Raw genomic sequence first — 23,691 nt, forward strand, 5'->3', positions numbered from 1 at the left:
TTGAGTCTTGAATTTTGGAATAAATACGTTCCTAGACGGGAAGAAAATTTGCTATAAGAAAAAGATAATAAGGAAACTTAGGGCGGATCGAATATCTCATGAACCAGCCTGGGATTGACTATAGTATTTTTGGAGGCATAATCCTCTGACCCAAGTACTTGGTACTGCAGCAACTGAAAAATTCTCATCACAATTAGAAGCCTTTGGAATCAAACCATCCAAAGTCCACAGAAACCTAAGTGTCGATGATATGGTGAAATTGGCAGTTGAACGCAAAGAAGGCGTTGTCAACTCAACAGGCTCACTTTCAGTCAATACTGGAAAATATACTGGCAGATCCCCTGATGATAGATTTATCGTATATGATGATAAAACCCACGATACCATTGATTGGGGACCAATTAACCATCAATTCCCAAGTGGTAAATTTGAAAAACTTTTTGAAAAAATGAAGGACTTTGTTGATAACAAAGAACTTTTTGTCTTTGATGGTTTTGTAGGTGCTGATCCTGATAATCGTTTACCTATCAGAGTAATCAATGATCATGTTTGGCAAAGTATGTTTTCAAGTAATTTATTCATCAAACCTTCTAATGAAGAATTAGAAAAACACGAACCTGAATTTACTATTTTATGTATTAATGATTTTGTAGCAGATCCTGAAATTGATGGAACAAGAACTGATGTCTTTATCCTAATTGATTTGACAAGAAAAATAGTTTTGATTGGTGGAACTGAATATGCTGGTGAAATGAAAAAGTCAATGTTTGGTGTAATGAATTTCTTGTTGCCTGACCGTGGTATTTTCCCAATGCATTGTTCTGCAAATATTGGTGAAAAAGGAGATACTGCATTGTTCTTTGGATTATCTGGTACTGGTAAAACTACCCTTTCAGCAGATCCTAATAGAAAATTAATTGGTGATGATGAACATGGTTGGTCTGATAATGGAACTTTTAATTTTGAAGGTGGATGTTATGCAAAATGTATCAACCTTAGCCAAGAAGCAGAACCTGAAATTTGGAATGCAATCAAACCTGGTGCACTATTGGAAAATGTTGTGTTAAATGATGGTGTTCCAGATTATGATGATAACACATTAACTGAAAATACTCGTGTTGGCTATCCTTTGGATTTCATTCCTGGTGCTGTAATTCCTAGTGTTGGAGGAAATCCTAGAGTCATTGTCTTTTTGACTGCTGATGCTTTGGGAGTATTGCCTCCTGTTTCTCGATTAACAAAAGAAGGTGCAATGTATCATTTCATGTCTGGATATACTAGTAAGTTGGCAGGAACTGAAAGAGGAATCAAAGAGCCAAAATCTGTATTTTCTCAGTGTTTTGGAGCCCCATTCATGCCTAGACCTGCATCAGTTTATGCAAAACTCTTGGGTGAAAAAATCAATCAACACAATACTGTAGTTTACCTAGTTAACACTGGATGGTCTGGTGGCCCATATGGAGTTGGAAAAAGAATCAAAATCAAATACAGCCGTGCAATGGTTACTGCTGCCCTTTCAGGAGCACTTGATATTGTCAAATACAATCATAATGATTTGTTTAATCTAGATATTCCAACTGATGTGGAAGGAGTACCTTCTGAGATTTTAGATCCAAGAAACACTTGGGTTGACAAGGATTCCTATGACATGTCCGCAAAGAAATTAGCTCAGATGTTCGTTGAGAACTTTAAGAAATTTGAAAATGTCTCACCGGAAATAATTGAAGCTGGTCCTAAATATACACAATAGATTATTTTCTTTTAATTATTCCAAATACTGCAATTCCAATTACAACTATGCTGATGATGAGAATTTGTCTCTCTGGAATTTCTAAAATGTTTATTCTATTTTGATTTTCATCCAATGAATTAATTTCAATTACATTATACGCATTTGATGTTGTATCATTGACTCTAATTTTAGCATCAATCCAGTATTCTGCATTTTCATAAACTTGAATTGATGCTTTCTTTTCTGGAGTTGTAGTAATGACACGTTCGTTTCCATCCTTACTGTTTATCACTGAAATTTTTGTAAAACTCCATTCTTCTGGATAATATACATCAAAGGATAGTTTATTATTTTGTTGAACCATAGAAATTGAACCAGGTGAATAATGTAAAATAAACGGAACAACATATTGTATTCCTTGATGATCAATTCTTATCTTCCCTTCATGTTCTCCAAAATTATCCTCTAGTACACTCATTCTAACATTTAGAATATTTTTTTCTAGACGTTCTTCATCAAACTTTATGAATTCTGGTCCATCAAATGTGACATCAAATTCTCCTCCAAATGTTCCATCAACTGTTTTTAGTTTGAAATGTTTTTGGATAACTTTATCATCTGATGATGCAAATCCAACAAAGTTTGGCGGCTCTATGATCAGATTTGCATTATACGCATTTTCAATGTCTAGTCTTCCTGCACCTGCCTCATGGATGGAAAATTCCTGCCCATAGGCATCTGAAACAGGCTTTACCGTAGTCAGTAACAGAGATTTAATTTCATGATGATGAAGATCTGGGTTTTTTTGAAGCAATAGTGCTGCTGCCCCACTCACATGAGGGGCCGCATAACTAGTTCCACTGGTAAAGTTGTATCCTGCATTATTTTGGGTGGTGTTGATGTATGCCCCAGGTGCTACAATTTCTGGCTTTATGTAAAATGGAGAGACTGGTCCTCTGGAACTAAAATGTGCAATAAAGTCTGGATTGTAAAATAATTGTAAAACACCTTCAGTGTCTTCAGTTAATGATTCTTTAATTTCAAGACCTTCTTCTCTGTCAATTGATACTACTGGAATTCGGGGCGAGTATCCTGGCTCTATGAATTCATGAATTAATTCTCCCAAAAAAATCCCGGGAACATTATTGTAAACAATTACAGCTTTTGCACCTGCATTGGCAGCATTTTTTTCTTTAATTGAAAAATACAACAACTGTCCTTCCACATCACTTCCTCGTTCAACAATTACTATTGCATCCTTTACATCCAAATCTTCAAAATCTTCAACTTTTCCATGACCTGCAAAAATTATTTTTTCTTTTAATGGTTCTTCTAATTTTGTAGAACCTACCATTGGAATAACAGTATATGGTTTCTCATCTACGTCTAATGTTGCAACCAAACTTGAAGTCAAATTGTTATAAGTTGCACCAACTGTTACACTTCCAAAATTCCTTCCAGGACTTCCAATTGATTTTAAATTTGGTCCATCGTTTCCAGCTGCTGTAACTACAAAAATCTCTTTTTCTAATGCTTCATTTACTGCACGTTCAATTAGTGCATTAGTTTTGTTAACTCCTAAACTGATGTTGATAATGTCTGCATCATCTTCAATTGCTTTGTGAATTGCTCTGATGATTAAATCTGATGATACTCCTTCACCGTCTTCTGAAACTTTGTAAGCTAAAATCTTGGCCTTTGGTGCTACTCCTGCTTTCTCTCCATCTGCAGCTATTACTCCTGCAACCTGAGTACCATGACCATTATTATCAAGTGGCGGTTGGTTTTCCTGAATGAAATTATACCCTCCGATGACTTTTCCATCAGGTCCCCACCCAAACAAATCTGGATGGTTGTAATCTACACCTGTATCTATTACTGCAATCTTTATTCCTGCTCCATCAATTCCATCAATTCTTGGAATGTCTGTTCCAACATATGGAACACTTCGGTCTAAAAATAATTCAAAGTCATCTTGTGTTTGTAATTGTGAAAAAATCAAAATCCCTGAAAATATCAATACTGAAGAAAGAATTAGTAATGATTTCACAAATTTTCTTATCATTTTAACAAGTAAAAATGAATTGTTTAGTAAACCAATAAATGGAATAAATTCTCAAATGATTTCATGGGAAAATACACTCTTCCTGAAATGCCATATGCTTATGATGCATTAGAACCTCACATTGACGCAAGAACAATGGAGATTCATCACACAAAGCATCATCAAACATACACTGACAAACTAAATGCAGCTCTTGAAACTTGTCCAGCTGAAATTCAAGACAAAGATATTCTTGATATCTTGTCTGATATCAAATCAGTACCAGAAGACAAAAGAGGCGCAATTAATTTCAACGGTGGTGGTTATGATAACCATAGGCTATTCTGGAATAACATGAAAGCAAACGGAGGCGGTGAACCAGGCGGATCAATTGCTGATGCAATCAACGATTCATTTGGGAGCTTCTCTGACTTTAAAGAGAAATTTTCATCTACTACAGCTGTAATTCAAGGCAGTGGTTGGGGATGGTTAGTATACAATCCTTCTACATCAAAGGTTGAATACAAATCAATGCCAAATCAAACTAGTCCAAGAACTGAAGGATTAGTTCCATTGTTAGGCTGTGATGTGTGGGAACATGCATACTATCTCAACTATCAAAACAAAAGACCAGTCTACATTGAAGCCTGGTGGAATGTTGTAAATTGGGATGAAGTAGAATCTAGATTCTCTAAAGCCAAATAAAGATAATTCTTTATTTTTTATTTTATTCATTTATTTTGAATTTGCCATATGATCATGAATCCATTTATAACCATCAGACAGATGTTCGTTGTAAATGAGCGAAGAACAGGCAGAACAACTAATGCAACAAATGCAAATGCTTGAAACGTATTTTTCTGATTTGTCCCAAAGGGAATCAACTTTTGTAAATATTTTAAGAGAAGCAACTGCTTCAATCGAATCTATAAAGTCTCTTGGAAAAAATCCTGAATCTGAAACTCTAGTCCCAATTGGAATGGGCACATACGTTCCTACAAAAATTTCATCAACTTCAAAGATTGTGATGAATATCGGTGCAGGAGTTGCAGTTGAAAAAGATTTCCCTTCTGCAATTAATTATCTTGAAGCAAGAATAAAAGAAATTGAAATTGCATTACAAGATACTGCTGCGAAAAAACAAGATGCAGCTTCTAGGTTAGAGCAAGGAAAAGCACAGATGAATCAAATGATGCAGGCTATGCAACAACCACCACAACCTCCAACTTCAGGATAGACACCATGTTTGATAAACTTCGTAGTGCATTTTCAAATGCAGCGAAAAGTCTTGGTGAAAAAGAACTTAATGAAAAAGACATTGAAGACATTCTTTTTGAATTAGAAATTTCTTTGATGGAATCTGATGTCGCTACTGAAGTTATTGATTCGATAAAATCTGATCTTAAAGAGAAATTGATTGGTTCTAAAGTTGACAAGAATGAAATTGAAAAATTTGTAAAAGACAGTTTGATTTCAAGTATATCTTCACTATTTGATGCTGCTGGAGAATATGATCTCTTTGAAAAAATTAACGAAAAGAAGAAAGATGGACAACCTTTTCTAATTTTATTTGTTGGAATTAACGGAACTGGAAAAACTACTTCTCTTGCTAAAGTTGCACATTTGTTAAAAGAAAAAAAATACTCTGTAGTAATTGCAGCAGCTGATACCTTTAGAGCCGGTGCAATTGAGCAACTGCGTGAGCACACAAATCGTCTTAATCTAAAACTAGTTGCACAAAATTATAATTCAGATCCTGCTGCTGTAGCACGAGATGCAGTATTGTATGCAAAGTCTCACAAAACAGATGTTGTTCTAATTGATACTGCTGGAAGAATGCAAACAAGTGAAAACTTGATGCAACAAATTGCAAAAATTACCAAAGTTGTAAATCCTGACATGAAAATCTTTGTTGGTGATTCTCTAGCTGGAAACGATACTGTTAATCAAGCACGAGAATTTCATGAACATGTAAAGTTTGATGGTTCTATTTTAACAAAAAGCGATGCTGATGCAAGAGGCGGTGCTGCATTATCTATTGTAAAAGTCACTTCTACTCCAGTTCTTTATGTTGGAGTTGGACAAGAATATCCTGATCTAAAACCATTTGATAAGGAACTTTTTCTAGAGACTGTTTTTGGTTCATTAGATAATGTAGATATTGCAAAAACTGAACCAACACCAGAACCTGAACCAACACCAGAACCTGAACCAACACCAGAACCTGAACCAACACCAGAACCTGAACCAACACCTGAACCAACACCAGAACCTGAACCAACACCAGAACCTGAACCAACACCAGAACCTGAACCAACACCAGAACCTGAACCAACACCAGAACCTGAACCAACACCAGAACCTGAACCAACACCAGAACCTGAACCAACACCAGAACCTGAACCAACACCAGAACCTGAACCAACACCAGAACCTGAACCAACACCAGAACCTGAACCAACACCAGAACCTGAACCAACACCAGAACCTGAACCAACACCAGAACCTGAACCAACACCAGAACCTGAACCAACACCAGAACCTGAACCAAAAGTTTCTTCAGATGATCCGTTTGATGGAATCACTGATGATGAGATTGCAACTTATTCTGATTTGTTTGATGTACCTCCACCTGAAAATGATAATGAAGCACTAAAACTCGGTAACAAAATCCGTCAATGGATAAAAGATGGAAAACAAAAACCTGGTGAATCTAAAGTTGAAAATGATGTTGAAGATGAGGCTGATGATGAAGAAGAGATACAAAAACATGATAAAGAAGAACCCAAAAAGAAAAAAGGCAGGTTCGGGTTCTTAAAAAGATGAAACTAAAAACAAAAAATTTACTCACGTTGGGGGAATTATCTTCAAAAGAATTTCTAGGATTAATTGATGAATCTATTAAACTAAAAAAAGAACTCAAAAAAGGTGGAAACAAACCTGTTCTTAAAAACAAAACACTAACAATGATTTTTCAAAAACCATCAACACGAACACGTGTTAGTTTTGAAGTTGGCATGTATCAATTAGGTGGACATGCAGTTAACCTATCATCAAATGATATGCAATTGTCTCGAGGAGAATCTGTAGAGGATACTGCAAAAACTCTTTCACGATACTCTAATTGTATTATGGCACGTGTATATGATCATGAATTATTGGAAACACTATCTGAACATGCAACAATACCTGTGATTAATGGACTCTCTGATACTTTTCATCCGTGTCAAATTTTGGCAGACTTTATGACAATCAAAGAAAAAAAGAAGAAACTCAAGGGACTAAAAATTGCATGGATTGGGGATGGCAATAATGTCTGCAACTCTATGATTTACGGTGCTGCTTTATCTGGAATCAAAATGTCTATTGCAACGCCGAAAGGGTTTGAACCAGACAAAAATGTTGTAAATTCTGCTAAAAAATCAACAGACATTGAATTGACAACTGATCCATTCGTTGCAACTAAAAATGCAGATGTGATAGTTGCAGATACTTTTTCATCTATTCACAATCTTGACAAAAAAAGACTACAAAAATTCTTACCAAAATTCCAAGTTAATGACAAATTAATGGAGTCTGCAAAGAAAGATGCGATCTTTTTGCATTGTCTTCCAGCAAAGCGAGAACAAGAAGTTACATCATCTGTAATTGACGGTCCACAATCTGTTGTTTGGGATGAGGCCGAAAACCGATTACATACTCAGAAAGCTTTGCTAGCTGCTCTGATTCACGCTTAACGTATATAAGAGCAGATTCAAACTCGGTTTCTATAGATGGCCTATTCGAAAATATTAAGACGATTAAGAGAGGAAAAGACCAATTATCGAAAACGTGGAACCATGTTGATGGGTAAACGTGACTTTATCACTGTAAATATTACTAATGAAAATACTCAAGTCCAAATTCTCAAGCCTGGAATGACTGGCGACAAAGTTGTAGCTTCTGCTCATTCTAGAAGTCTGTTGGACAAAGGTTGGAAAGGTTCTAGAAAAAGTATTCCTGCAGCATATCTTACAGGCTATTTGGCTGGTAAGAAAGCATTAGGACAAGGTGCAAAAGATGCAATTCTGTACACTGGAACTAGAAGATATACACAAAGAATGGCAGCTGCTCTGAAAGGAGTAATTGATGCAGGAGTTGAAGTACCTGCAGATGCAGAAACATTCCCAGCTGATGAAAGAATTAACGGTGAACACTTGACGGTAAAAAATGAAGTTTCTAAAATCAAAACTTCCATTGATAGCGAGGTAAAATGATATGAGTCAAACAGCACAATCTAAAGATTCACGAGGCCCACGTGGTAAACCTGCACCTGTTTATGGAAGAGGTCCACCTGGCGGAGCTAAAGATCGTCCAAGAAGACCAAGAAGAGAACCTGAAGAAGAAGTTTGGGTTCCAAAAACAATTTTAGGACAAAAAGTTGCATCTGGAGAAATTTCATCTCTAGAAGAAATTATAGAATTAGGATTAAGAATTCAAGAATCAGGAATTATCAAGAAACTATTACCTGATTTGAAAAGTGAAGTTGTAGATGTTGGAATCATTCAGAAAATGACTTCAAACGGACAATCAACTAGATTCAAAGCAATTGTTGCTGCAGGAAATGAAAATGGTTACTTGGGAATCGGTCAAGGTAAATCTAAACAAATGAGAATTGCAATTGAAAAAGCAACCAGTCAAGCATTCCTTAATGTCCAACCAATCAAAATGGGATGCGGCAGTTGGGAATGCAGATGTGATCAAAAACATTCTGTTCCTTTCAAAGTAAAGGGAAAAGGTGGAAGTGTAACAATTGAAATTATTCCAGGACCACGTGGATTAGGTCTTGTAGCAGGAGGTAAAATTAAACGATTATTGGAATTAGCAGGTCTTAAAGACGCATGGACTACAGCAAAAGGCTCTACTCCTACAATGAATTCCACTTCAAAAGCAGTATTGGATTGTCTTCGATTGACATTCAGTCAGGGTTGATAAAAAATGGCAAATGCATATCTCGTTGTTAGAATTAAAGGTCAAGCAGATTGTCCATACTGGGCAACTCACACAATGATGCTATTGCAATTAGATAAAAAATACCGTGCAACAATTCTTCCTGCAAAAGACAATACAGTTGGAATGCTAAGAAAAGTACAACACTATGTATCTTGGATTGAACTTGATGCATCTTTAGCAAAAGAATTGATTGACAAGAAAGCAAGAAAATCTGGATATCAAAAAATTACTCCTGAAGATCTTAAAACATTAGGATTTGCAAGTACTGATGAATTAGCAACAGCTTTGGCTGATGGAAAAGCAACACTATCAAAATTAAAACCCCTAAAACCTTGGTTTGCATTAGCACCTCCAGTTCATGGTTTCAAAAAAAGTACAAAGAAACTTTATGGACAGAAAGGAGTTCTTGGAGCAAACAAAGAGCTTGACACTATTGTTAGGAGAATGATTTAACATGGCATCTAGATTACGAAAAACAAGACGACTTAGAGGCGGACGACACATGGGATGGGGACAAGTAGGTCAACACCGTGCAAGTGGTCACAAAGGTGGTCTTGGAGTTACTGGTATGAAAAAACATCATAGAAGTACCATGATGAAAGAAGACCCAGACCATTATAACCACACTTTACCTAAAACACCTCACCCAAATATAATCAAAAAATGGACTAGCCTTAGAGATTTAGATGACTTGTTCATGATGTTCGGTAAAGAAGAAGGAGGCAAAAAAATCATAGACCTTGTAAGTGCAGGATATGATAAACTCCTTGGTGGCGGAAAAATCACAAATGCATATTCCGTCAAAGTTGAACAATTTACGGCATCTGCTGAAGAGAAATTAAAAGCAGTTGGGGGAGAAGTGTTAACTGAAAATGGCTGAGGGTACACTAACTACAACCATCAGAAAGATGGTTTTCAAAGCAGAACCATACTTACCCCAAGTTCCTAAACCTAAAAAGAAAATCCCACTTCCAACTAGACTACTTTGGTGTGGAATTGCATTACTAATTTACATGATAATGGGACAAACCCCGTTATTTGGCGCAACAGCACCTCAATTTGATTTCCTAGCCTTTGCTAGAGTTATTTTTGCATCACAACAAGGTACCCTTGTTGAATTAGGGATTGGGCCGATAGTTACAGCTGGTCTCTTGATGCAATTGTTGAGAGGTTCAGACATTCTAAAATTCGATTTCAAAAAACCTGAAGAAAGAGGTATCTTCCAGACTGCTACTAAGATGGTAACATATGTTGTAATTGTTGCAGAATCTATTGTATATGCAGCCGCAGTGTATGGCCCTGGAGTTACTGACGCGTATGTCCTGTATGTGATTATAGGACAGCTGATGGCGGCGTCGATTATTATCATGTTCTTAGACGAATTAATTCAAAAAGGTTGGGGACTTGGCAGTGGAATCAGTCTGTTCATTATGGCAGGTGTAGCTCAACAAATTCTTTGGAGTATGTTCAGTCCGTTACCTGCCGGTGATGGAGGAATGATTGGTATTATTCCATACATTGTACAATCTCTTACTGGTAGTGGAGATATTACGAATATCTTATTCCGCTCTAATCAACTTCCGAGCATCTTTGGATTGTTCCTTACAGCTGGTATTTTGTTAATTCTCGTATTTACACAAGGAATGAAAATTGAAATCCCAATTGTTTCAACAAAATACAGGGGCTTCTCTGCTGTTTATCCAATCAAATTGATGTATGTCTCAAACATTCCAGTCATTTTAGCTTCTGCACTTACTGCAAACGCTGTTTTCATATTCCAAATGCTGTGGGCAAACATGAACCCACGTAACAATAATTTCTTCATGAACTTTATAGCTCAATTTGATCCTACTAGTCCTAACACTCCAATTGGAGGTATCATTTACTATATCACTCCACCAAGAGGTTTGGATGTTGCAGCATTAGATCCAATGCGTGCTGTAGGATATGTTTTGTTTATGATTGGAATTGTAGTTGTATTTGGTAGATTATGGGTAGAGCTTGGTGGTCTTTCACCAAAGAGTGCTGCTCAGAACTTACTTGATGCAGATGTACAAATCCCTGGATTTAGAAGATCAAACAAACCAGTTGAAGCTTTACTAAACAAGTACATTCCATCTGTCACCATTATCGGTTCAATGATTTTGGGTCTATTGGCAGGTGTATCTGATGTACTTGGAGTCTTTGGTTCTGGAATCGGAATTTTGCTTATGGTAGATATTCTCATCAACTATTACACACAATTAGTTAGAGAACAAGTTGAAGTTGTAATGCCGCGTTTGGGTGCTCTACTTGGTAGAAAATAAAAAAGTCGTAATGGTAGGAATACCTGGAGTTGGGAAAACTACCTTGCTATCTAAAATGGCAGAAATTATCAAAGACCATAAAAAAAGTGTCAGCGTTCTAAGTTTTGGATCTTTGATGTTTGAAGTTGCAAAGGAAAATGGTTTGAAAGACAGAGACGAATTAAGAAAATTGCCTGTTTCTGAACAGCAAAAATTACAAAAACTTGCTGCAGAGAAAATTGCCCAACATGACGAAGATGTCGTAATCATTGATACTCATGCCTTTATCAGTTCATCAGAAGGATACTATCCTGGTTTACCTGAACATGTTCTCAAAATTATTCAACCTACAAACTTTGTTTCAGTTTCAGCAAAGCCTGAAGAAATCTATAACAGAAGAATGAGCGATGATACTCGAAATAGAGACAAAATCACCCTTGCTAATATTAAAAAAGAATTAGATGCTCAATCTGGCATGATATCTGCTTGCAGTGTAATTTCAGGCTCTCCTGTGAAGCATATTCTAAATCGTGAGGGAAAGGTTGATGAAGCAGCTGATAAAATCATTAATGCAATAGGACTGTAAAAAATGGACGTTAACTTTATTCTACTTTTCATCGAATCTATACCTCTACAATTTGATATCTTTGGAGGAGAAAGAGCAGCATTAGGAAGTGATGATCCAATTATCAAAGGATTAGTTCTCTCAATGTTTGCAGTAACTGGATTCGGAATTTTATTGAATATTTTCAACTCTGGAGTTAGAAAGAAGATGGTTGACCAAGTAAAACTAAAACGTATTATGAAAGAGACTCGCGGATGGCAAAAAGAAAGAATGGCTGCAATGCGAGCAAAGGACCAAGCAAAGATTGCAGAGTTGGGTAAAAAATCATCTTACATGAACAAAATGTCCATGGAGATGATGCAGATGAATATGAGACCTATGATGATTACTTTTGTTCCATTAATTTTGATATTTTATCTTGTATTACCTGCATTGTTCACTTACACTGTAGCTATATCCCCAATCCCTCTAAATGTAATTCCTGGTGATATGTTCCAACTAACATGTACTGCAGAACAAGCAGCAGATCCTGATCATGTTTGTGAAGTAGAAAATGCTCTTTATCTATGGGCTTGGTATTTCCTTTCATCAATTGCATTTAGTGGTATAATCATGAGACTCACAAAAACCTCAATGGATCTCAGTTGACCAAATCTATTGTAATTTCTGGACCTCCTGCAGTAGGTAAAACAACTGTTGCTAAAGGATTAGCAGAAGAATTTCAATTAAAATATCTCAGTGGGGGAGATGTGCTAAAAGAAATGGCAAATGAACACGGGTTTGATTCTAAGGGTGATGACTGGTGGGATACTGAAGAAGGAATGAAATTCCTTAACCAGCGTGAACAAAATCCTGAATTTGATAAAAAACTAGATGAGAAATTAATTGGTCTTTTCAATCAAGGCGGAATGGTAATCACAAGTTACACTTTACCTTGGCTAATCAAAGATGGAATTAGAATTTGGTTAGAAGGGTCTCATGAGAGTAGTACGAAAAGAATGCAATCACGAGATAGCATGAGTCCTGAAGATGCATATGAAATTACTAAAGCAAGATTTGACAAGAATAAAGCATTGTACAAAAAACTGTATGATTTTGAATTTGGCGAGGACAAGTCTGTTTTTGATTTAATTATAAATACTGATAATTTAACAGCACAACAAGTAATTGATGTTACAAAAGAAACTGTGAGAAAATTACTATGACGCTAAAACAACTTGAAAATCTAATAGAAATTGATCAGGACATTACTGATGATGCTTATGGGACATATTATGATAAAAGAACTATTGAACAATTACTAAACTATGGAATTATTCTTTTAGACAAACCACCAGGCCCTACAAGTCACGAAACTGTGGCATGGACAAAGCGTCTTTTGAAATTACCAAAAATTGGTCACAGTGGAACATTGGACCCACAAGTTTCTGGTGTTTTACCTTTGGGTTTGGGTGAGGCAACAAAAGCATTAGGTGTTTTACTTTATGGTCCAAAAGAATACCATGCACTAGGACGAGTTCATTCACTTCCATCAAAAGAAAAACTAAAAGAAATTGTTGAAATGTTTCAAGGTGAAATTTTCCAAAAACCTCCTCAACGTTCTGCAGTTCTTAGACAAACTAGAACAAGAACAATTTATGAATTAGAAATTATTGAACAAAAAGAAAGGTTGCTCTTAACGAGAATTTTGTGTGAAGCCGGAACTTACATTCGTAAACTCTACTATGATATTGGAGAAATATTGGGCCCTGGTGCAACTATGGTTGAACTTAGACGTAGCAGAGTTGATCAATTCCATGAAAAAGACGGATTGGTGACCTTGCATGAACTTGCAGATGCATTTGCTTTGTGGGAAGAGAAAAAAGATGATAGTAAATTGATGAAAATGATCAAACCAGTTGAATTAGCACTAAGTGAATTAAAATCTGTGGTTGTCCGTGATTCTGCAATTGATGCAATGTGCCATGGTGCACAACTTGCAATTCCTGGAATTTTGAAGATTTCTCAAAATTTGAAAAAGGGAGATATTGTTGGGGTATACTCACAAAAAGGAGAAGCTGTTGCTCTTGCTGAAGCAACAATGTCTGAAGAAGAAATTCGCGATGCCATTAAAGGATATGCTTTTGAAACAAAGAGGATCATTATGGCTCCAAATACATATCCCAAAAAATGGAGAACAAAACCAACTCCTCCAAAGGATTAAAAAATAAAGAAATTATTTTAAAAGAATTGTTAGCAAAAAGCCTCGTACTCTTTATTGGAATTGGTGTGATTGCAGGACTTGGTTTTGGCGTTTATCTGATAGATGTTAAAAATACTAGCCAGCTAATTTTTGTTGAAGGTCCTTCAGTTTCAGTGGTTACAGAAAAATCTGATTTTAAAAAAGGTGAAGAGATAAAAATTCGAATTGTAAATTCTGGAACTATTCCATTGACTTTTTCAGACTCCTCATATGGATTGAGGATTACTGGGTTGTCTGGAATACTCATGTTCACCCCTGCATCTGCACAAGTAATTTCCAATTTAGAACCTGGTGATGAAATCGAATTTTCATGGGATCAAATCAAAAATGATGGTGACACTGCATTGGAAGGCCTTTACAAAATATCTTCTAAAGGAATGGATAATGACGGAAATAATGTAGAAAAATCCACAACGATAACAATCTGGAAGTAATTTCTCCTAAATCCAGTAACATAATTTATAATCGCATTTCATCGAATACATTTGTCGCAAGACTTGTGCCGGGGTCGCCTAGCCTGGTAGGGCGCGCGCCTGGAAATTGTTTAACCATAAAGCGCGTTCTCGCAAGGGAACGGGAGTTCAAATCTCCCTCCCGGCGCCTTTTTACTTTCAATGTTATTTTTCTCTCCAATAATGGTTCAAGCCTTTACGGATTTGAATCCAAAAAATATCACAAAATAAATCCTGTCGCAAGAAGTTAGCTATAAACCTCTAACCATCATAATCAAAAATTAGTATGGGATTTTTTGATACAGAAAAAGGGGTAGAAGAATATGTAAAAATGGCAGAAGGATTTGATGGAACAGAACTAATCAAAATTTTACAAAAATTCCTTCCTGAAAACTCATCTGTATTGGAGATTGGAATGGGTCCTGGAAAAGATTTGGACATGTTGAGTAAAACTTATGCTGTTACAGGCTCTGATAACTCACAAATCTTCTTAGATAGATACAAAAAACAAAATCAAAATGTTGACTTGCTAAAACTCGATGCAGTAACACTTTCAACTGATAGAACATTTGATTGCATTTACTCTAACAAGGTTTTACATCATCTAAAAACTGATGATTTGAAAATATCTCTAAAAAAACAAAAAGAAATTCTTAATCCTAACGGAATCCTGTTTCATTCTTTTTGGAAAGGTGACAAAACTGAGAATATGGAAGGATTGTTGTTTGTTTATTATGAGTTGTATTCATTGAAAGAACTTTTTGAGCCTGATTTTGAAATATTAGAATTGAAAATTTACACTGAGGATCAAAAAGATGACTCTATCTATGCAATTTTGAGAAGAAAATAATCTATTAGGCCCTAAACTAAAACACTAGATAGTTTATAGAATCAAAACAGGACAAGATGCATTCCTAAAAATATTTTCAACCGTACTATGATGATATTGCTTTTCATAGCGAGATGAGATCTTTGTTTGCTTAATTACTATCAAATCTACCTTGTGTTGTTTTGCAAATTCAAGTATTCTAGTGGATGCTAATTCATTTTTTGTAATTTTGGAACTGCATGAAATATTGTATTCTTTAGCAATTTTTTCTAATTTCGAATGCTGTTTTTCTACTATTTTACGCTCTTTTTCAAATTCTTGTTTACTAGTTTTTGTCTTAAAAAATCCAAAGGTATTTCGCTCTTCTAAGCAAGTTATGACGGTAATTTTTGCGTTGTTTAGTGATGCTAATGCTAGGGCTTTTTTGAATGCGGTTTCACTGTTTTTGGTTCCATTGTGGGGAACTAAAATGTGCTCAAAAGTTTTCATCATGCGTTCCTGCACAAGAAACTAGGATATTGTTGTACATAGATGAATATTCTCAAAGTTGTATTAAAACTAGTGATAAAATATACTCTAGTACCATTTATTTTCATTGAATTCAGTATGACACTAGATTATCACAAAAGCATTGGTTTTTTTACAAACAAAAAAATTGATTATTATGAAAACTGATCTTGAAACTTCTGAGATTGCTCCACTAGAGTGGATATCAATTAACCAATTTTTACATGAAGTAAAACAGATTGATTCTCAATGCATATCTGTCTATTATCCATATGGCAAGGGACAAGAAACTATATCATTATTACATGAAACAAAGCGAAATGATGCTCTTGAAAGAATAGAATCAAAAATTGAAAACAAAATTACTGAACTAAAGAAAAATCCTGTCACTGTAGGCAAATTTGCAAAAACCTTGTGCATTTTTGGATGGATAAAAAATGGCAAAGTAAACCTCAAAGTAATTGGAACTTCAAAAAAACTTCCGTACGTCTACATGGTAAGTAAAAGGCCATTCGTCAAACCTTTCAATGATATTTTAAAAACTAATTATGATGTTTTGTTAGTAACCCTAGATCAAAAAACTGCAAGAATTCAAAAATTTCATGGCAATCAAATAATTCAAGAAGCTAAACTCCGAATTGATTTACAAGGCAGACATAGAAAAGGTGGACAGAGCCAGGGGCGATTTCTTAGAGCAAGACAAACAAAAATCCATGTTTTCTTCAAAAAGATAGCAAACAAAGTGAGAGAAATGGATTCAAATTCAATACTGATTTTATTAGGTGGAATTGGTCCTGCAAAAACTGAATTTTATGACGAACTTAATTCAGAATTGGTAAAAAAATGTCGGTTTGTAGAAAATTTGTCATTTTCCACCTCAATGAAAGACATTGACACGAAAATAATCCATCATTTGTATCAGCACAGAAGAAAATACGTTGTAGAATTAATTGAAAAATATGAGACTCTATTCAAAGATGGATTAACTGCTAGACGAAATGATGTAATTTACAAAGCACTAGAAATTGGGGCAGTAGACACCCTAATTGTTTCTGCAAACTATCATACAAATTCACAATTCAAAAAAATTATGAAAATGCTAGAGATTGCAAAAAAAACCTCTACTAAAATAGAATTTGCAGTTTCCCCAAAAATAATAAAAAAACTAGATATTGATAATTCTGTTCTAGCCATACTTCGATACAAAATAAAGTAGTTTTCTCGTACTAGGAATTTTAAATCACTGCAGTTTTTCTATGATTTCTGAGAATTTCCATGGCCCGCAAACTGCTTCTTCTTCTTCATTAGTAATCAAACCTATCTTGTTTAGATGATTTACAATGTGTGCAGAAAATGGCAATGCACCTGTAGCTCCTGGAGAATTATAGTTCAAAACATGAAATGACATCTCATCTTCTATTAGAATTACATCCGGTACAAATTTCCCCTTGTCATCAATGATTGATGATCTAATGCCTGCTGTACCTTTTTCAGTAATTTTCTTTGCATCTATTTTTGGCAAGAATTTTTTTACTCTGTTCACCATTGTCGTTTTTGACATTGATGATTGAATTTCATTCATGGCAAGTTCTTGAAATTGCTTATCAAAAACTGCTTTTCTTGCACCAGAATTTAGCATCTCAAGCATCTTTGGAATGAACTCTTTGATGTTTTCTGCCGCATCATACCCATGTGGACTAAATACTGGAACTGCATTTGGTCCAATTTCACAACTGCCATCTACCCTGATTATCCAGTGCGGATCTAAAAATGGATAATCTGGGAATTCAGGTACAGAATACACACTTGATTTTGTAAGCTTGTTGTATTCTGATGGTGCTTTCCAATACTCTCCTCTAAAATGAACATCTGTAAATTTTTCTGCCACATCTACGCTATGTGCAACATCTACAGCTTCTCCTCCTGCAGCATTGATTAGAAATTTTGCATAAATTTCATGTTCATCATTTAATGTGATAGTCCATTTGCCACTTTCTTTTTTTATTTTAGTGACTTTGGTGTCTAGTAGAAAATCTGTACCGCTCTCTTTACTGTCTTTCATAATTGATTTTGTAAAAACAGAATAGTCCGTTGATGCATCCCTGTACACACACAGTGCAGATTCACATTTTATTTCCGGTTCTGTTTTTTTCATCTCCTCTTTGTTTACTAGTTTGATGTCTTTTTCTTCCAAACCATTTTCTTTTCCCCATTTGAGATATTTCTCAAGGACTTTGATTCCTTTTTGATCTGTTGCAACTTCAATAACTCCGTCTTCCTTAAACGGCAAATCTCTTAATTTTGCATATTCTTCCCACATTTCATAACCATGAAAAGCAGATTTTGCAAACAATTTTTTCTTTTCAGGGTTGTATAGATAGGGAGCATGAACTTTTCCGGTATTTCTTCCACTTGTGTGAAATGCTACACTATGTTCTTGCTCTATTACAGCTATTTTTTTTGATTTGTTTAGTGAAGATAGAAAATACGATAATGAAGTTCCAAGAATTCCGCCACCAATTATTACGATATCAAAATCATGTGCCAATTACTTTTAATGGAATTGTCTTGATAATAAATTGAATCTGTAACAATCAAGATTAATATCCAATACAATCTCAAGATTGATAATGCTACCTGACAAGTGTTCTGTTTCAAAAGAAGGCAAACAATGTGTTAATCCTCCTGAATTCATCGTATCAATTGTTGATGATAAAGACGAATACATGGTAGGTGTTACTTGTGGACGACACAAACAAGTCGTAACTGGAAAAATTGGCCATTTACAAAAAGAAGGCAAAATCCATGATGGAAAGATTAGTTTCTCCCCTGTAAAGGCTGTAGGAACTGACTGTGTTCATGGAGATACTGATGATTTTGTTCAAATTGACATGAATCGTTCAAAAAACTGAAATAATTTCTAATTTGATGTTATACAATGCTTTTAGAATTATTGTCTGATTTGATAAAAATTGATGATACCTTACTTATCGTAAAAAACAGCGGTGCAATAAGTGAGGTTAGAGGGCCACTTTCTATACGACAAAAAGAAAAGTGGATTACTATTGGTGAAAATGACGGTCCTGCACATCTGCATGTAAATTCAGAATTGATAAAATCTGCAGAGTTTGTTCAAGAAGAAAAACCTGAACGCACAAGTTTCAGTGTTCATTTTTTTGATGAAAGCGGTGAGCGAATCATTGCAGTGTTTTTTACAAAAATGTATGATGATTCTAAACAATTAATTCATGATAGAAAAAAAATCTATGACAAACTAAATCAAAAATTTACTTCAAAAATTCAATTTTAAAAAAAAACTTGTCTGAAAAAGACAAGTGAAAAATTCTTTTATTCTTTAGATTCTTTCTCTTTCTTCTCTTTTTCAGATTGTTGTTTAGCTAATTCTAATTCTTCATTCGTATGTTTGAATTTCTTCATTCTGATTTTATGTCACGATTTAGATATAAAAACTGCACATTTGATGTACAGACAACCCAAGCGTGAAAATCAGTATCCTACTGAGTAAATCGGTTTTTTGCCTTTCATTCCAAGATCCAAATTTTTAACAGTAATCTCTGCCATTTTGCTTCTCGTCTCTTTTGTTGAACTTCCTATGTGAGGTGCAAGTACAATATTTGGTAATTTGACAAATGGGTGCTTTTTACTAATTGGCTCTGATTCAAACACATCTAATCCTGCACCTGAAATGATTTTCTTCTTCAAGGCAGCCACAAGATCTTTTTCATTGATCACCTTTCCTCTTGATGTGTTGATCAAAAATGACGTCTCTTTCATTTTTTTGAAAACTTTCATGTCAAACAACTGGTCTGTCTCTTTTGTATGTGGAACATGAATTGAAATAAAATCACTCTGTGAGACTAGTTTCTCAAATGACACATACTTTGCACCTAGTGCTTTTTCTCTAGATTTTGAAACTCGCTTTCTGCTGTGGTATATAATTTTCATGTCAAATGCCTTTGCTCTTTTAGCCATCGTACTGCCAATTCTCCCCAAGCCCAAGATTCCAATTGTTTTGCCTTGTAAATCCACTCCGACATAATCATATGCGCCGTAGATTTTTTTCCACTTTCCATCTCGAATGATTCTATCCCCTTCTGAAACCCTTCTTGAAACATCAAGTAATAATGAAAATGCTAAATCAGCAGTTGCATCTGTTAGTACTTCGGGAGTATATCCTACGCGGATTTTCTTTTCTTTGGCATACTTTGTATCTATATGATCAAAACCTACACTATAGGTGCTAATCACTTTAAGATTCTCAGCGCAATCAATTGTCTCTTTTTCAATTTTGTCATATGGGAAACAAATCAGCCCATCAATCTCTTTAATCTTTGATCGCAGCTTTGTTTTAGGTATTGGAATTTTTCCAGAATGAATTTCAATTTGATATCTTTTTCTTAATTCTTTTAGTGCAAAATCATGTAGAGTTCTTGTAAGGAACACTTTATTTTTCATCAGTCTTGATATTCATCTCAAACCATTTATACGATTTCCTTGTAATTTTATCAATGTCTTCTAAAGTTGAAGAAGAGGAAGAATTTGCTATTTGTGTTGAATGTGGAAATTCAATTGAAAAATGTGTATGTGTCTGTCCTTATTGTGGTGAACGTGATAAATGTGAGTGTGCATTGTTTGATGCAGCCACCGGAGGTTAGAAGATATGGACTATCATACTATTAAGATTCAGGAAATGAGTGAAAATCTGTGAGTTCTGTTGATTTTACATGGCTAATTGGAGGTCCTCAAGGAAGTGGGGTTGAATCTGGAGCAAATATTTTCTCTCGTGTATGCGCTGAAATGGGTTATCAAATTTTTGGAAAAAGAGAATTTTATTCAAACATCAAAGGTGAACACAGTTACTTTACAGTAAGAATTGCTGATAAAAAAATTCATTCAAATGTCGATGATGTAAATTTAATGGCATCCTTTGATGCTGAAACCATTTTTCGTCATTATGATGAAGTAGTTTCTGGTGGTGGAATTATTTACGATTCAGATTTAGATGGAATAAAAACTGATGCTGTACATACACTTGATGCACCATTCAAAGAAAGACTGCACAAAGAATTAGAATCAAAAAATAAACCATTTACAATTGCAGGTGTATTAGAAATTGCTAAAGAAAAGGGCGTAAAACTATTTCCAGTATCTTTCAAATCAATTTTACTAACATTATCTGAAGAAACTGAAAATCCTCGTCTAAAGGGATTGATTCGAATGTATAATGTCATTGGAGTGTCATTATCTTTAGGTTTGGTAAAGATGCCTACTGATTCATTACAAAAAACAATTGATAATATTTTTTCAAACAAACCTGAAATTGCAAAAATTAATCAGCAGACTGCAAATTATTCATACAATTACGCTGCTGCAAAATTTGAAAACTTTGACTACACTTTGCCTGGAACACAAAAAGAACCTGGAACTTTACTTGTTCAGGGATTTCAGGGAACAGCGTTAGGAAAAATGGCATGTGGATGTAGACTTCAACCATACTATCCAATCACACCAGCTTCAGATGAATCAGTATTCTTGGAATCAAACGAAATTTTAGAAATTAATGGTGATAGGCCAGGTTCAACTGCTGTAATTCAAACTGAAGATGAGATTTGTGCAATGGGAATGACTATTGGTGGTGCATTAACTGGAACACGTTCTGCTACTTGTACTTCTGGCCCTGGATTTGCATTAATGACTGAAATGTTAGGCTGGGCAGGCATAAATGAAGTTCCTATAGTTATTACTAATTATCAGAGAAGTGGCCCATCAACTGGACTGCCAACAAGACACGGCCAAGATGATTTACTGTTTGCAGTATTTGCAGGACACGGTGATTTCCCAAAGATTGTTTATGCATCTGGAGAAATTGAAGAGAGCTTCTATGATACTGGCAATTGTTTTAACTATGCAGATACTTTTCAAGTTCCAGTAATTCACTTGATGGATAAATTCCATGCAAGTTCTGTTATTACTTGTAAAAGATTTGACACTGAAAAAATTTCAATTGATAGGGGCTTGTTGCTAGATAAAGTTGAGGATGGTTACAGAAGATTTGAATTCACTGAAGATGGTATATCTCCTCGTTCAAGACTAGGAATTGATAATGGAATCTTTTGGGATACTGGAGATGAGTCTGATGAAACAGGCCATATCACAGAGGATCCAATATTGCGTGTAAAGATGATGGATAAGAGAATGTCTAGATTAGAATTGATTTCAAAACGTATTCCAAATGAGGAACAAGCAGTATCGTTTGGAATTGAAGATTATACAATAATTTCTTGGGGTTCTACAATCGGTCCAGTCAAAGATGCATTAGACATGCTAAAAAAAGAAGGAATCTCTATAGGATTAATTCAACTAAAACTAATGCATCCATTTCCAGCAGACTATGTTTCATCTTTACTTAAAGACGCAAAAACCATAATCGATGTAGAGGCAAATCATTCAGGTCAGCTAGGAAAAATATTCAAACAAAACATAAGCCGGGATGTTGACTATTTTATCTTAAAATACTCTGGACGTGCAATGACTAGTACAGAAGTTTATGATGCACTTAAGAAAATTGTTCAAAACAAAGCAGAAAAAAGGGAGGTTCTAATGCATGGCGCTTAAACCTGCTGAATTTAAAACCGATGTTCACAATGACTGGTGTCCTGGATGTGGGGATTTTGGTATCGTAAATGCTATCCAAATGGCACTAGCTGATATGGGTGTACAGCGAGACAAGACTGCTATATTTTCAGGAATTGGCTGTTCTGGTAAGACATCTCACTACATCAACACGTATGGAGTTCACACGTTACATGGTAGGGTTTTGACATTTGCACAAGGTGCAAAAATTGCAAATCCTGAGATGACCATAGTCGCTGTAGGCGGTGATGGTGATGGTTTGGGTATTGGTGCTGGTCACTTTGTTGCTGCTGGTAGACGAAATGTAAACATGACATACATTATTTTTGATAATGGCGTTTATGGATTGACTAAAGGTCAAGCATCTCCAACTCTGAAATTAGGAGAGAAAACAAAATCACTTCCATCCCCTAACACAAATTCAAACGTCAATCCAATTGGATTGGCAATTGCTAGTGGATTTACATTTGTTGCACGTGGATACTCTTATGACATACGACATCTCAAAGACTTGATAGTTCAAGCTGTTAAACATCCTGGATTGTCTTTCTTAGATGTATTGCAACCATGTCCTACATACAATGATCTAAACACAAGGGATTGGTATGCAGGAGCTGATTTGATGGATGAAGCACAAAAAAGACATTCAAGAATTTACAAACTAGAGGAGACTGGATATGAACCAACAGTACATTATGATTCTGAAATTGAGATAAATGAAAAACTATCTCAGGCATTAATCAAATCTTTAGAATGGGGAAACAAAATACCAATTGGAGTATTTTACAAAAATGAAAACACTACTCCTTACACAAAAAGACTGCAAGATAAGATTCCAAATTATTTGGAAAATCCTCCTGCAAAACAAAATGTTTCAAAGAATGGCCATTCTAATACTGATATTTCAAAAATTTTAGATTCACTAGAAGTATAGTTTGTTTTGAATCTAAAATAATTATTATTTTGAAAAATTAATCTGAATATTCTCTTTTTCTTCTATATGCTCCACATTTAGGACATGGTTTTTTCTTCTCGCCTGTAGGAGTCAACTCTAAGGAAGTTCCACAATCAAGACAAGATTCTGTTACATTCGATGACATTATTTTTTACACTCTGAGCATCCACAATCAAACATTCCTGCTTTACCCATACACTGATCATGGTGTGAATTATAGCATTTATTACAAATTACCATTTTAAGATCCATTTTGATGAGTTTTTTCATGAGTCAATACTAGGTTAAAAGTATCTGAAAATCCTTCCCACTTGTAATTACATTCTCTACAATTGTATTTCATTTTATCTTGTTTTATCCTCTTTTTTCTTTTCGGATTCTTTGAATGCGTTTACATCTTCTGTAGATTCAGTTTTGCAAGAACCGCATTTCAG

Annotated in this window: 28 protein-coding genes and 1 tRNA gene; 23 read left to right on the forward strand and 6 right to left on the reverse strand. The window is 35.1% G+C overall.

Annotated elements, in window-relative coordinates:
- Positions 1-145: 145 nt before the first annotated feature.
- Positions 146-1,750, forward strand: a complete 1,605-nt coding sequence (gene pckA, locus C5F47_RS02050) for a phosphoenolpyruvate carboxykinase (ATP) (RefSeq protein ID WP_179361751.1) — start codon at positions 146-148, stop codon at positions 1,748-1,750.
- Between the two features lies 1 nt (position 1,751).
- Here the strand turns inward: pckA and C5F47_RS02055 are convergent, their stop codons facing one another.
- Positions 1,752-3,782, reverse strand: a complete 2,031-nt coding sequence (locus C5F47_RS02055; RefSeq protein WP_246271149.1) for a S8 family serine peptidase — start codon at positions 3,780-3,782, stop codon at positions 1,752-1,754.
- 78 nt (positions 3,783-3,860) lie between these two features.
- Between C5F47_RS02055 and C5F47_RS02060 the strand changes: the two genes are divergently transcribed.
- From C5F47_RS02060 to C5F47_RS02135, 16 genes are all read left to right on the forward strand, one after another.
- Positions 3,861-4,481, forward strand: coding sequence for a superoxide dismutase (locus tag C5F47_RS02060; protein ID WP_179361256.1), 621 nt, complete (start codon positions 3,861-3,863; stop codon positions 4,479-4,481).
- Between the two features lie 94 nt (positions 4,482-4,575).
- Positions 4,576-5,013 carry a prefoldin subunit alpha gene (gene pfdA, locus C5F47_RS02065; protein ID WP_179361257.1) on the forward strand — a complete coding sequence of 146 codons (438 nt, stop codon included), beginning with the start codon at positions 4,576-4,578 and terminating at the stop codon, positions 5,011-5,013.
- 5 nt (positions 5,014-5,018) lie between these two features.
- Entirely contained in the window at positions 5,019-6,602 is a 1,584-nt protein-coding gene (ftsY, locus tag C5F47_RS02070) for a signal recognition particle-docking protein FtsY (RefSeq protein ID WP_179361258.1), read from the forward strand.
- Positions 6,599-7,513 (forward strand): ornithine carbamoyltransferase, encoded by a 915-nt coding sequence (gene argF, locus C5F47_RS02075; protein ID WP_179361259.1) that lies wholly within the window; start codon positions 6,599-6,601, stop codon positions 7,511-7,513. The genes ftsY and argF overlap by 4 nt, the downstream gene beginning before the upstream one ends.
- Positions 7,514-7,549: 36 nt before the next feature.
- On the forward strand, positions 7,550-8,032 hold the full coding sequence (locus C5F47_RS02080; RefSeq protein ID WP_179361260.1) for a 50S ribosomal protein L18: 483 nt from the start codon (positions 7,550-7,552) through the stop codon (positions 8,030-8,032).
- 1 nt (position 8,033) lies between these two features.
- Positions 8,034-8,747: a 30S ribosomal protein S5 gene (locus tag C5F47_RS02085; RefSeq protein ID WP_179361261.1), complete on the forward strand. Its 714-nt coding sequence runs from the start codon at positions 8,034-8,036 to the stop codon at positions 8,745-8,747.
- Between the two features lie 6 nt (positions 8,748-8,753).
- Positions 8,754-9,221 (forward strand): 50S ribosomal protein L30, encoded by a 468-nt coding sequence (locus C5F47_RS02090; protein WP_179361262.1) that lies wholly within the window; start codon positions 8,754-8,756, stop codon positions 9,219-9,221.
- A gap of 1 nt (position 9,222) precedes the next feature.
- Entirely contained in the window at positions 9,223-9,648 is a 426-nt protein-coding gene (locus tag C5F47_RS02095; protein ID WP_179361263.1) for an uL15 family ribosomal protein, read from the forward strand.
- Complete coding sequence (gene secY, locus C5F47_RS02100) at positions 9,641-11,074, forward strand: preprotein translocase subunit SecY (protein ID WP_179361264.1); 1,434 nt, start codon at positions 9,641-9,643, stop codon at positions 11,072-11,074. The genes C5F47_RS02095 and secY overlap by 8 nt, the downstream gene beginning before the upstream one ends.
- The gene (locus C5F47_RS02105; protein ID WP_246271151.1) at positions 11,052-11,639 is read left to right on the forward strand and encodes an adenylate kinase; all 588 of its coding nucleotides are present in this window, start codon (positions 11,052-11,054) and stop codon (positions 11,637-11,639) included. The genes secY and C5F47_RS02105 overlap by 23 nt, the downstream gene beginning before the upstream one ends.
- A gap of 3 nt (positions 11,640-11,642) precedes the next feature.
- Positions 11,643-12,266, forward strand: coding sequence for an EMC3/TMCO1 family protein (locus tag C5F47_RS02110; RefSeq protein ID WP_179361266.1), 624 nt, complete (start codon positions 11,643-11,645; stop codon positions 12,264-12,266).
- Complete coding sequence (locus C5F47_RS02115) at positions 12,263-12,823, forward strand: cytidylate kinase-like family protein (protein ID WP_179361267.1); 561 nt, start codon at positions 12,263-12,265, stop codon at positions 12,821-12,823. The genes C5F47_RS02110 and C5F47_RS02115 overlap by 4 nt, the downstream gene beginning before the upstream one ends.
- Entirely contained in the window at positions 12,820-13,821 is a 1,002-nt protein-coding gene (locus C5F47_RS02120; RefSeq protein ID WP_179361268.1) for an RNA-guided pseudouridylation complex pseudouridine synthase subunit Cbf5, read from the forward strand. Before C5F47_RS02115 ends, C5F47_RS02120 begins: the two co-directional genes overlap by 4 nt.
- Complete coding sequence (locus C5F47_RS02125) at positions 13,788-14,294, forward strand: hypothetical protein (protein WP_246271153.1); 507 nt, start codon at positions 13,788-13,790, stop codon at positions 14,292-14,294. The genes C5F47_RS02120 and C5F47_RS02125 overlap by 34 nt, the downstream gene beginning before the upstream one ends.
- A 67-nt stretch (positions 14,295-14,361) precedes the next feature.
- Positions 14,362-14,460: transfer RNA gene (locus C5F47_RS02130), tRNA-Ser, on the forward strand.
- A 138-nt stretch (positions 14,461-14,598) separates the two neighbouring features.
- A complete protein-coding gene (locus C5F47_RS02135; protein ID WP_179361269.1) occupies positions 14,599-15,162 on the forward strand; it encodes a class I SAM-dependent methyltransferase in 564 nt (187 codons plus the stop codon).
- Positions 15,163-15,195: 33 nt separating this feature from the next.
- Here C5F47_RS02135 and C5F47_RS02140 read toward each other — a convergent pair whose 3' ends face one another.
- Positions 15,196-15,633, reverse strand: a complete 438-nt coding sequence (locus C5F47_RS02140; protein ID WP_179361270.1) for a universal stress protein — start codon at positions 15,631-15,633, stop codon at positions 15,196-15,198.
- A gap of 172 nt (positions 15,634-15,805) precedes the next feature.
- Here C5F47_RS02140 and C5F47_RS02145 point away from each other — a divergent pair, with 172 nt between their 5' ends.
- Entirely contained in the window at positions 15,806-16,864 is a 1,059-nt protein-coding gene (locus C5F47_RS02145; RefSeq protein WP_179361271.1) for a baeRF10 domain-containing protein, read from the forward strand.
- Positions 16,865-16,888: 24 nt separating this feature from the next.
- On the opposite strand, the gene C5F47_RS02150 is transcribed toward C5F47_RS02145, so the two are convergent.
- On the reverse strand, positions 16,889-18,196 hold the full coding sequence (locus C5F47_RS02150; RefSeq protein WP_179361272.1) for an NAD(P)/FAD-dependent oxidoreductase: 1,308 nt from the start codon (positions 18,194-18,196) through the stop codon (positions 16,889-16,891).
- An 82-nt stretch (positions 18,197-18,278) separates the two neighbouring features.
- Between C5F47_RS02150 and C5F47_RS02155 the strand changes: the two genes are divergently transcribed.
- Together C5F47_RS02155 and C5F47_RS02160 are read left to right on the forward strand one after the other, a co-directional pair.
- Complete coding sequence (locus C5F47_RS02155; RefSeq protein ID WP_179361273.1) at positions 18,279-18,560, forward strand: hypothetical protein; 282 nt, start codon at positions 18,279-18,281, stop codon at positions 18,558-18,560.
- Positions 18,561-18,586: 26 nt separating this feature from the next.
- Complete coding sequence (locus tag C5F47_RS02160) at positions 18,587-18,958, forward strand: ChuX/HutX family heme-like substrate-binding protein (RefSeq protein ID WP_179361274.1); 372 nt, start codon at positions 18,587-18,589, stop codon at positions 18,956-18,958.
- 197 nt (positions 18,959-19,155) lie between these two features.
- Here C5F47_RS02160 and C5F47_RS02165 read toward each other — a convergent pair whose 3' ends face one another.
- Positions 19,156-20,124 carry a 2-hydroxyacid dehydrogenase gene (locus C5F47_RS02165; RefSeq protein ID WP_179361275.1) on the reverse strand — a complete coding sequence of 323 codons (969 nt, stop codon included), beginning with the start codon at positions 20,122-20,124 and terminating at the stop codon, positions 19,156-19,158.
- Positions 20,125-20,177: 53 nt separating this feature from the next.
- Between C5F47_RS02165 and C5F47_RS02170 the strand changes: the two genes are divergently transcribed.
- The 3 genes from C5F47_RS02170 to C5F47_RS02180 are packed head-to-tail and all read left to right on the forward strand — an operon-like array spanning position 20,178 to position 23,236.
- Entirely contained in the window at positions 20,178-20,324 is a 147-nt protein-coding gene (locus C5F47_RS02170) for a hypothetical protein (protein WP_008301345.1), read from the forward strand.
- Positions 20,325-20,373: 49 nt separating this feature from the next.
- A complete protein-coding gene (locus C5F47_RS02175; protein WP_179361276.1) occupies positions 20,374-22,284 on the forward strand; it encodes a 2-oxoacid:ferredoxin oxidoreductase subunit alpha in 1,911 nt (636 codons plus the stop codon).
- A complete protein-coding gene (locus tag C5F47_RS02180) occupies positions 22,274-23,236 on the forward strand; it encodes a 2-oxoacid:ferredoxin oxidoreductase subunit beta (protein ID WP_179361277.1) in 963 nt (320 codons plus the stop codon). Before C5F47_RS02175 ends, C5F47_RS02180 begins: the two co-directional genes overlap by 11 nt.
- Before the next feature lie 37 nt (positions 23,237-23,273).
- Here the strand turns inward: C5F47_RS02180 and C5F47_RS09710 are convergent, their stop codons facing one another.
- Positions 23,274-23,402: a hypothetical protein gene (locus tag C5F47_RS09710; RefSeq protein WP_281361086.1), complete on the reverse strand. Its 129-nt coding sequence runs from the start codon at positions 23,400-23,402 to the stop codon at positions 23,274-23,276.
- Positions 23,402-23,527 carry a hypothetical protein gene (locus C5F47_RS09715; RefSeq protein ID WP_281361087.1) on the reverse strand — a complete coding sequence of 42 codons (126 nt, stop codon included), beginning with the start codon at positions 23,525-23,527 and terminating at the stop codon, positions 23,402-23,404. Before C5F47_RS09715 ends, C5F47_RS09710 begins: the two co-directional genes overlap by 1 nt.
- Positions 23,528-23,691: the final 164 nt, after the last annotated feature.

This window comes from Nitrosopumilus cobalaminigenes (assembly GCF_013407145.1).
Taxonomy (GTDB): Archaea; Thermoproteota; Nitrososphaeria; order Nitrososphaerales; family Nitrosopumilaceae; genus Nitrosopumilus; species Nitrosopumilus cobalaminigenes.

What these genes read in the sequence shown, in the direction of transcription:
- C5F47_RS02095 (WP_179361263.1), top strand. Translation starts at nt 9,223, where the DNA reads ATGGCATCTAGATTACGAAAAACAAGACGACTTAGAGGCGGACGACAC.
- C5F47_RS02155 (WP_179361273.1), top strand. Translation starts at nt 18,279, where the DNA reads ATGCTACCTGACAAGTGTTCTGTTTCAAAAGAAGGCAAACAATGTGTT.
- C5F47_RS02145 (WP_179361271.1), top strand. Translation starts at nt 15,806, where the DNA reads ATGAAAACTGATCTTGAAACTTCTGAGATTGCTCCACTAGAGTGGATA.
- pfdA (WP_179361257.1), top strand. Translation starts at nt 4,576, where the DNA reads ATGAGCGAAGAACAGGCAGAACAACTAATGCAACAAATGCAAATGCTT.
- C5F47_RS02090 (WP_179361262.1), top strand. Translation starts at nt 8,754, where the DNA reads ATGGCAAATGCATATCTCGTTGTTAGAATTAAAGGTCAAGCAGATTGT.
- C5F47_RS02060 (WP_179361256.1), top strand. Translation starts at nt 3,861, where the DNA reads ATGGGAAAATACACTCTTCCTGAAATGCCATATGCTTATGATGCATTA.
- C5F47_RS02180 (WP_179361277.1), top strand. Translation starts at nt 22,274, where the DNA reads ATGGCGCTTAAACCTGCTGAATTTAAAACCGATGTTCACAATGACTGG.
- C5F47_RS02140 (WP_179361270.1), bottom strand. Translation starts at nt 15,633, where the DNA reads ATGATGAAAACTTTTGAGCACATTTTAGTTCCCCACAATGGAACCAAA.
- C5F47_RS02135 (WP_179361269.1), top strand. Translation starts at nt 14,599, where the DNA reads ATGGGATTTTTTGATACAGAAAAAGGGGTAGAAGAATATGTAAAAATG.
- C5F47_RS09710 (WP_281361086.1), bottom strand. Translation starts at nt 23,402, where the DNA reads ATGTCATCGAATGTAACAGAATCTTGTCTTGATTGTGGAACTTCCTTA.
- C5F47_RS02110 (WP_179361266.1), top strand. Translation starts at nt 11,643, where the DNA reads ATGGACGTTAACTTTATTCTACTTTTCATCGAATCTATACCTCTACAA.
- C5F47_RS02170 (WP_008301345.1), top strand. Translation starts at nt 20,178, where the DNA reads ATGTCTTCTAAAGTTGAAGAAGAGGAAGAATTTGCTATTTGTGTTGAA.
- C5F47_RS09715 (WP_281361087.1), bottom strand. Translation starts at nt 23,527, where the DNA reads ATGAAAAAACTCATCAAAATGGATCTTAAAATGGTAATTTGTAATAAA.
- C5F47_RS02160 (WP_179361274.1), top strand. Translation starts at nt 18,587, where the DNA reads ATGCTTTTAGAATTATTGTCTGATTTGATAAAAATTGATGATACCTTA.
- secY (WP_179361264.1), top strand. Translation starts at nt 9,641, where the DNA reads ATGGCTGAGGGTACACTAACTACAACCATCAGAAAGATGGTTTTCAAA.
- argF (WP_179361259.1), top strand. Translation starts at nt 6,599, where the DNA reads ATGAAACTAAAAACAAAAAATTTACTCACGTTGGGGGAATTATCTTCA.
- C5F47_RS02165 (WP_179361275.1), bottom strand. Translation starts at nt 20,124, where the DNA reads ATGAAAAATAAAGTGTTCCTTACAAGAACTCTACATGATTTTGCACTA.
- C5F47_RS02120 (WP_179361268.1), top strand. Translation starts at nt 12,820, where the DNA reads ATGACGCTAAAACAACTTGAAAATCTAATAGAAATTGATCAGGACATT.
- ftsY (WP_179361258.1), top strand. Translation starts at nt 5,019, where the DNA reads ATGTTTGATAAACTTCGTAGTGCATTTTCAAATGCAGCGAAAAGTCTT.
- C5F47_RS02125 (WP_246271153.1), top strand. Translation starts at nt 13,788, where the DNA reads ATGGAGAACAAAACCAACTCCTCCAAAGGATTAAAAAATAAAGAAATT.
- C5F47_RS02080 (WP_179361260.1), top strand. Translation starts at nt 7,550, where the DNA reads ATGGCCTATTCGAAAATATTAAGACGATTAAGAGAGGAAAAGACCAAT.
- C5F47_RS02085 (WP_179361261.1), top strand. Translation starts at nt 8,034, where the DNA reads ATGAGTCAAACAGCACAATCTAAAGATTCACGAGGCCCACGTGGTAAA.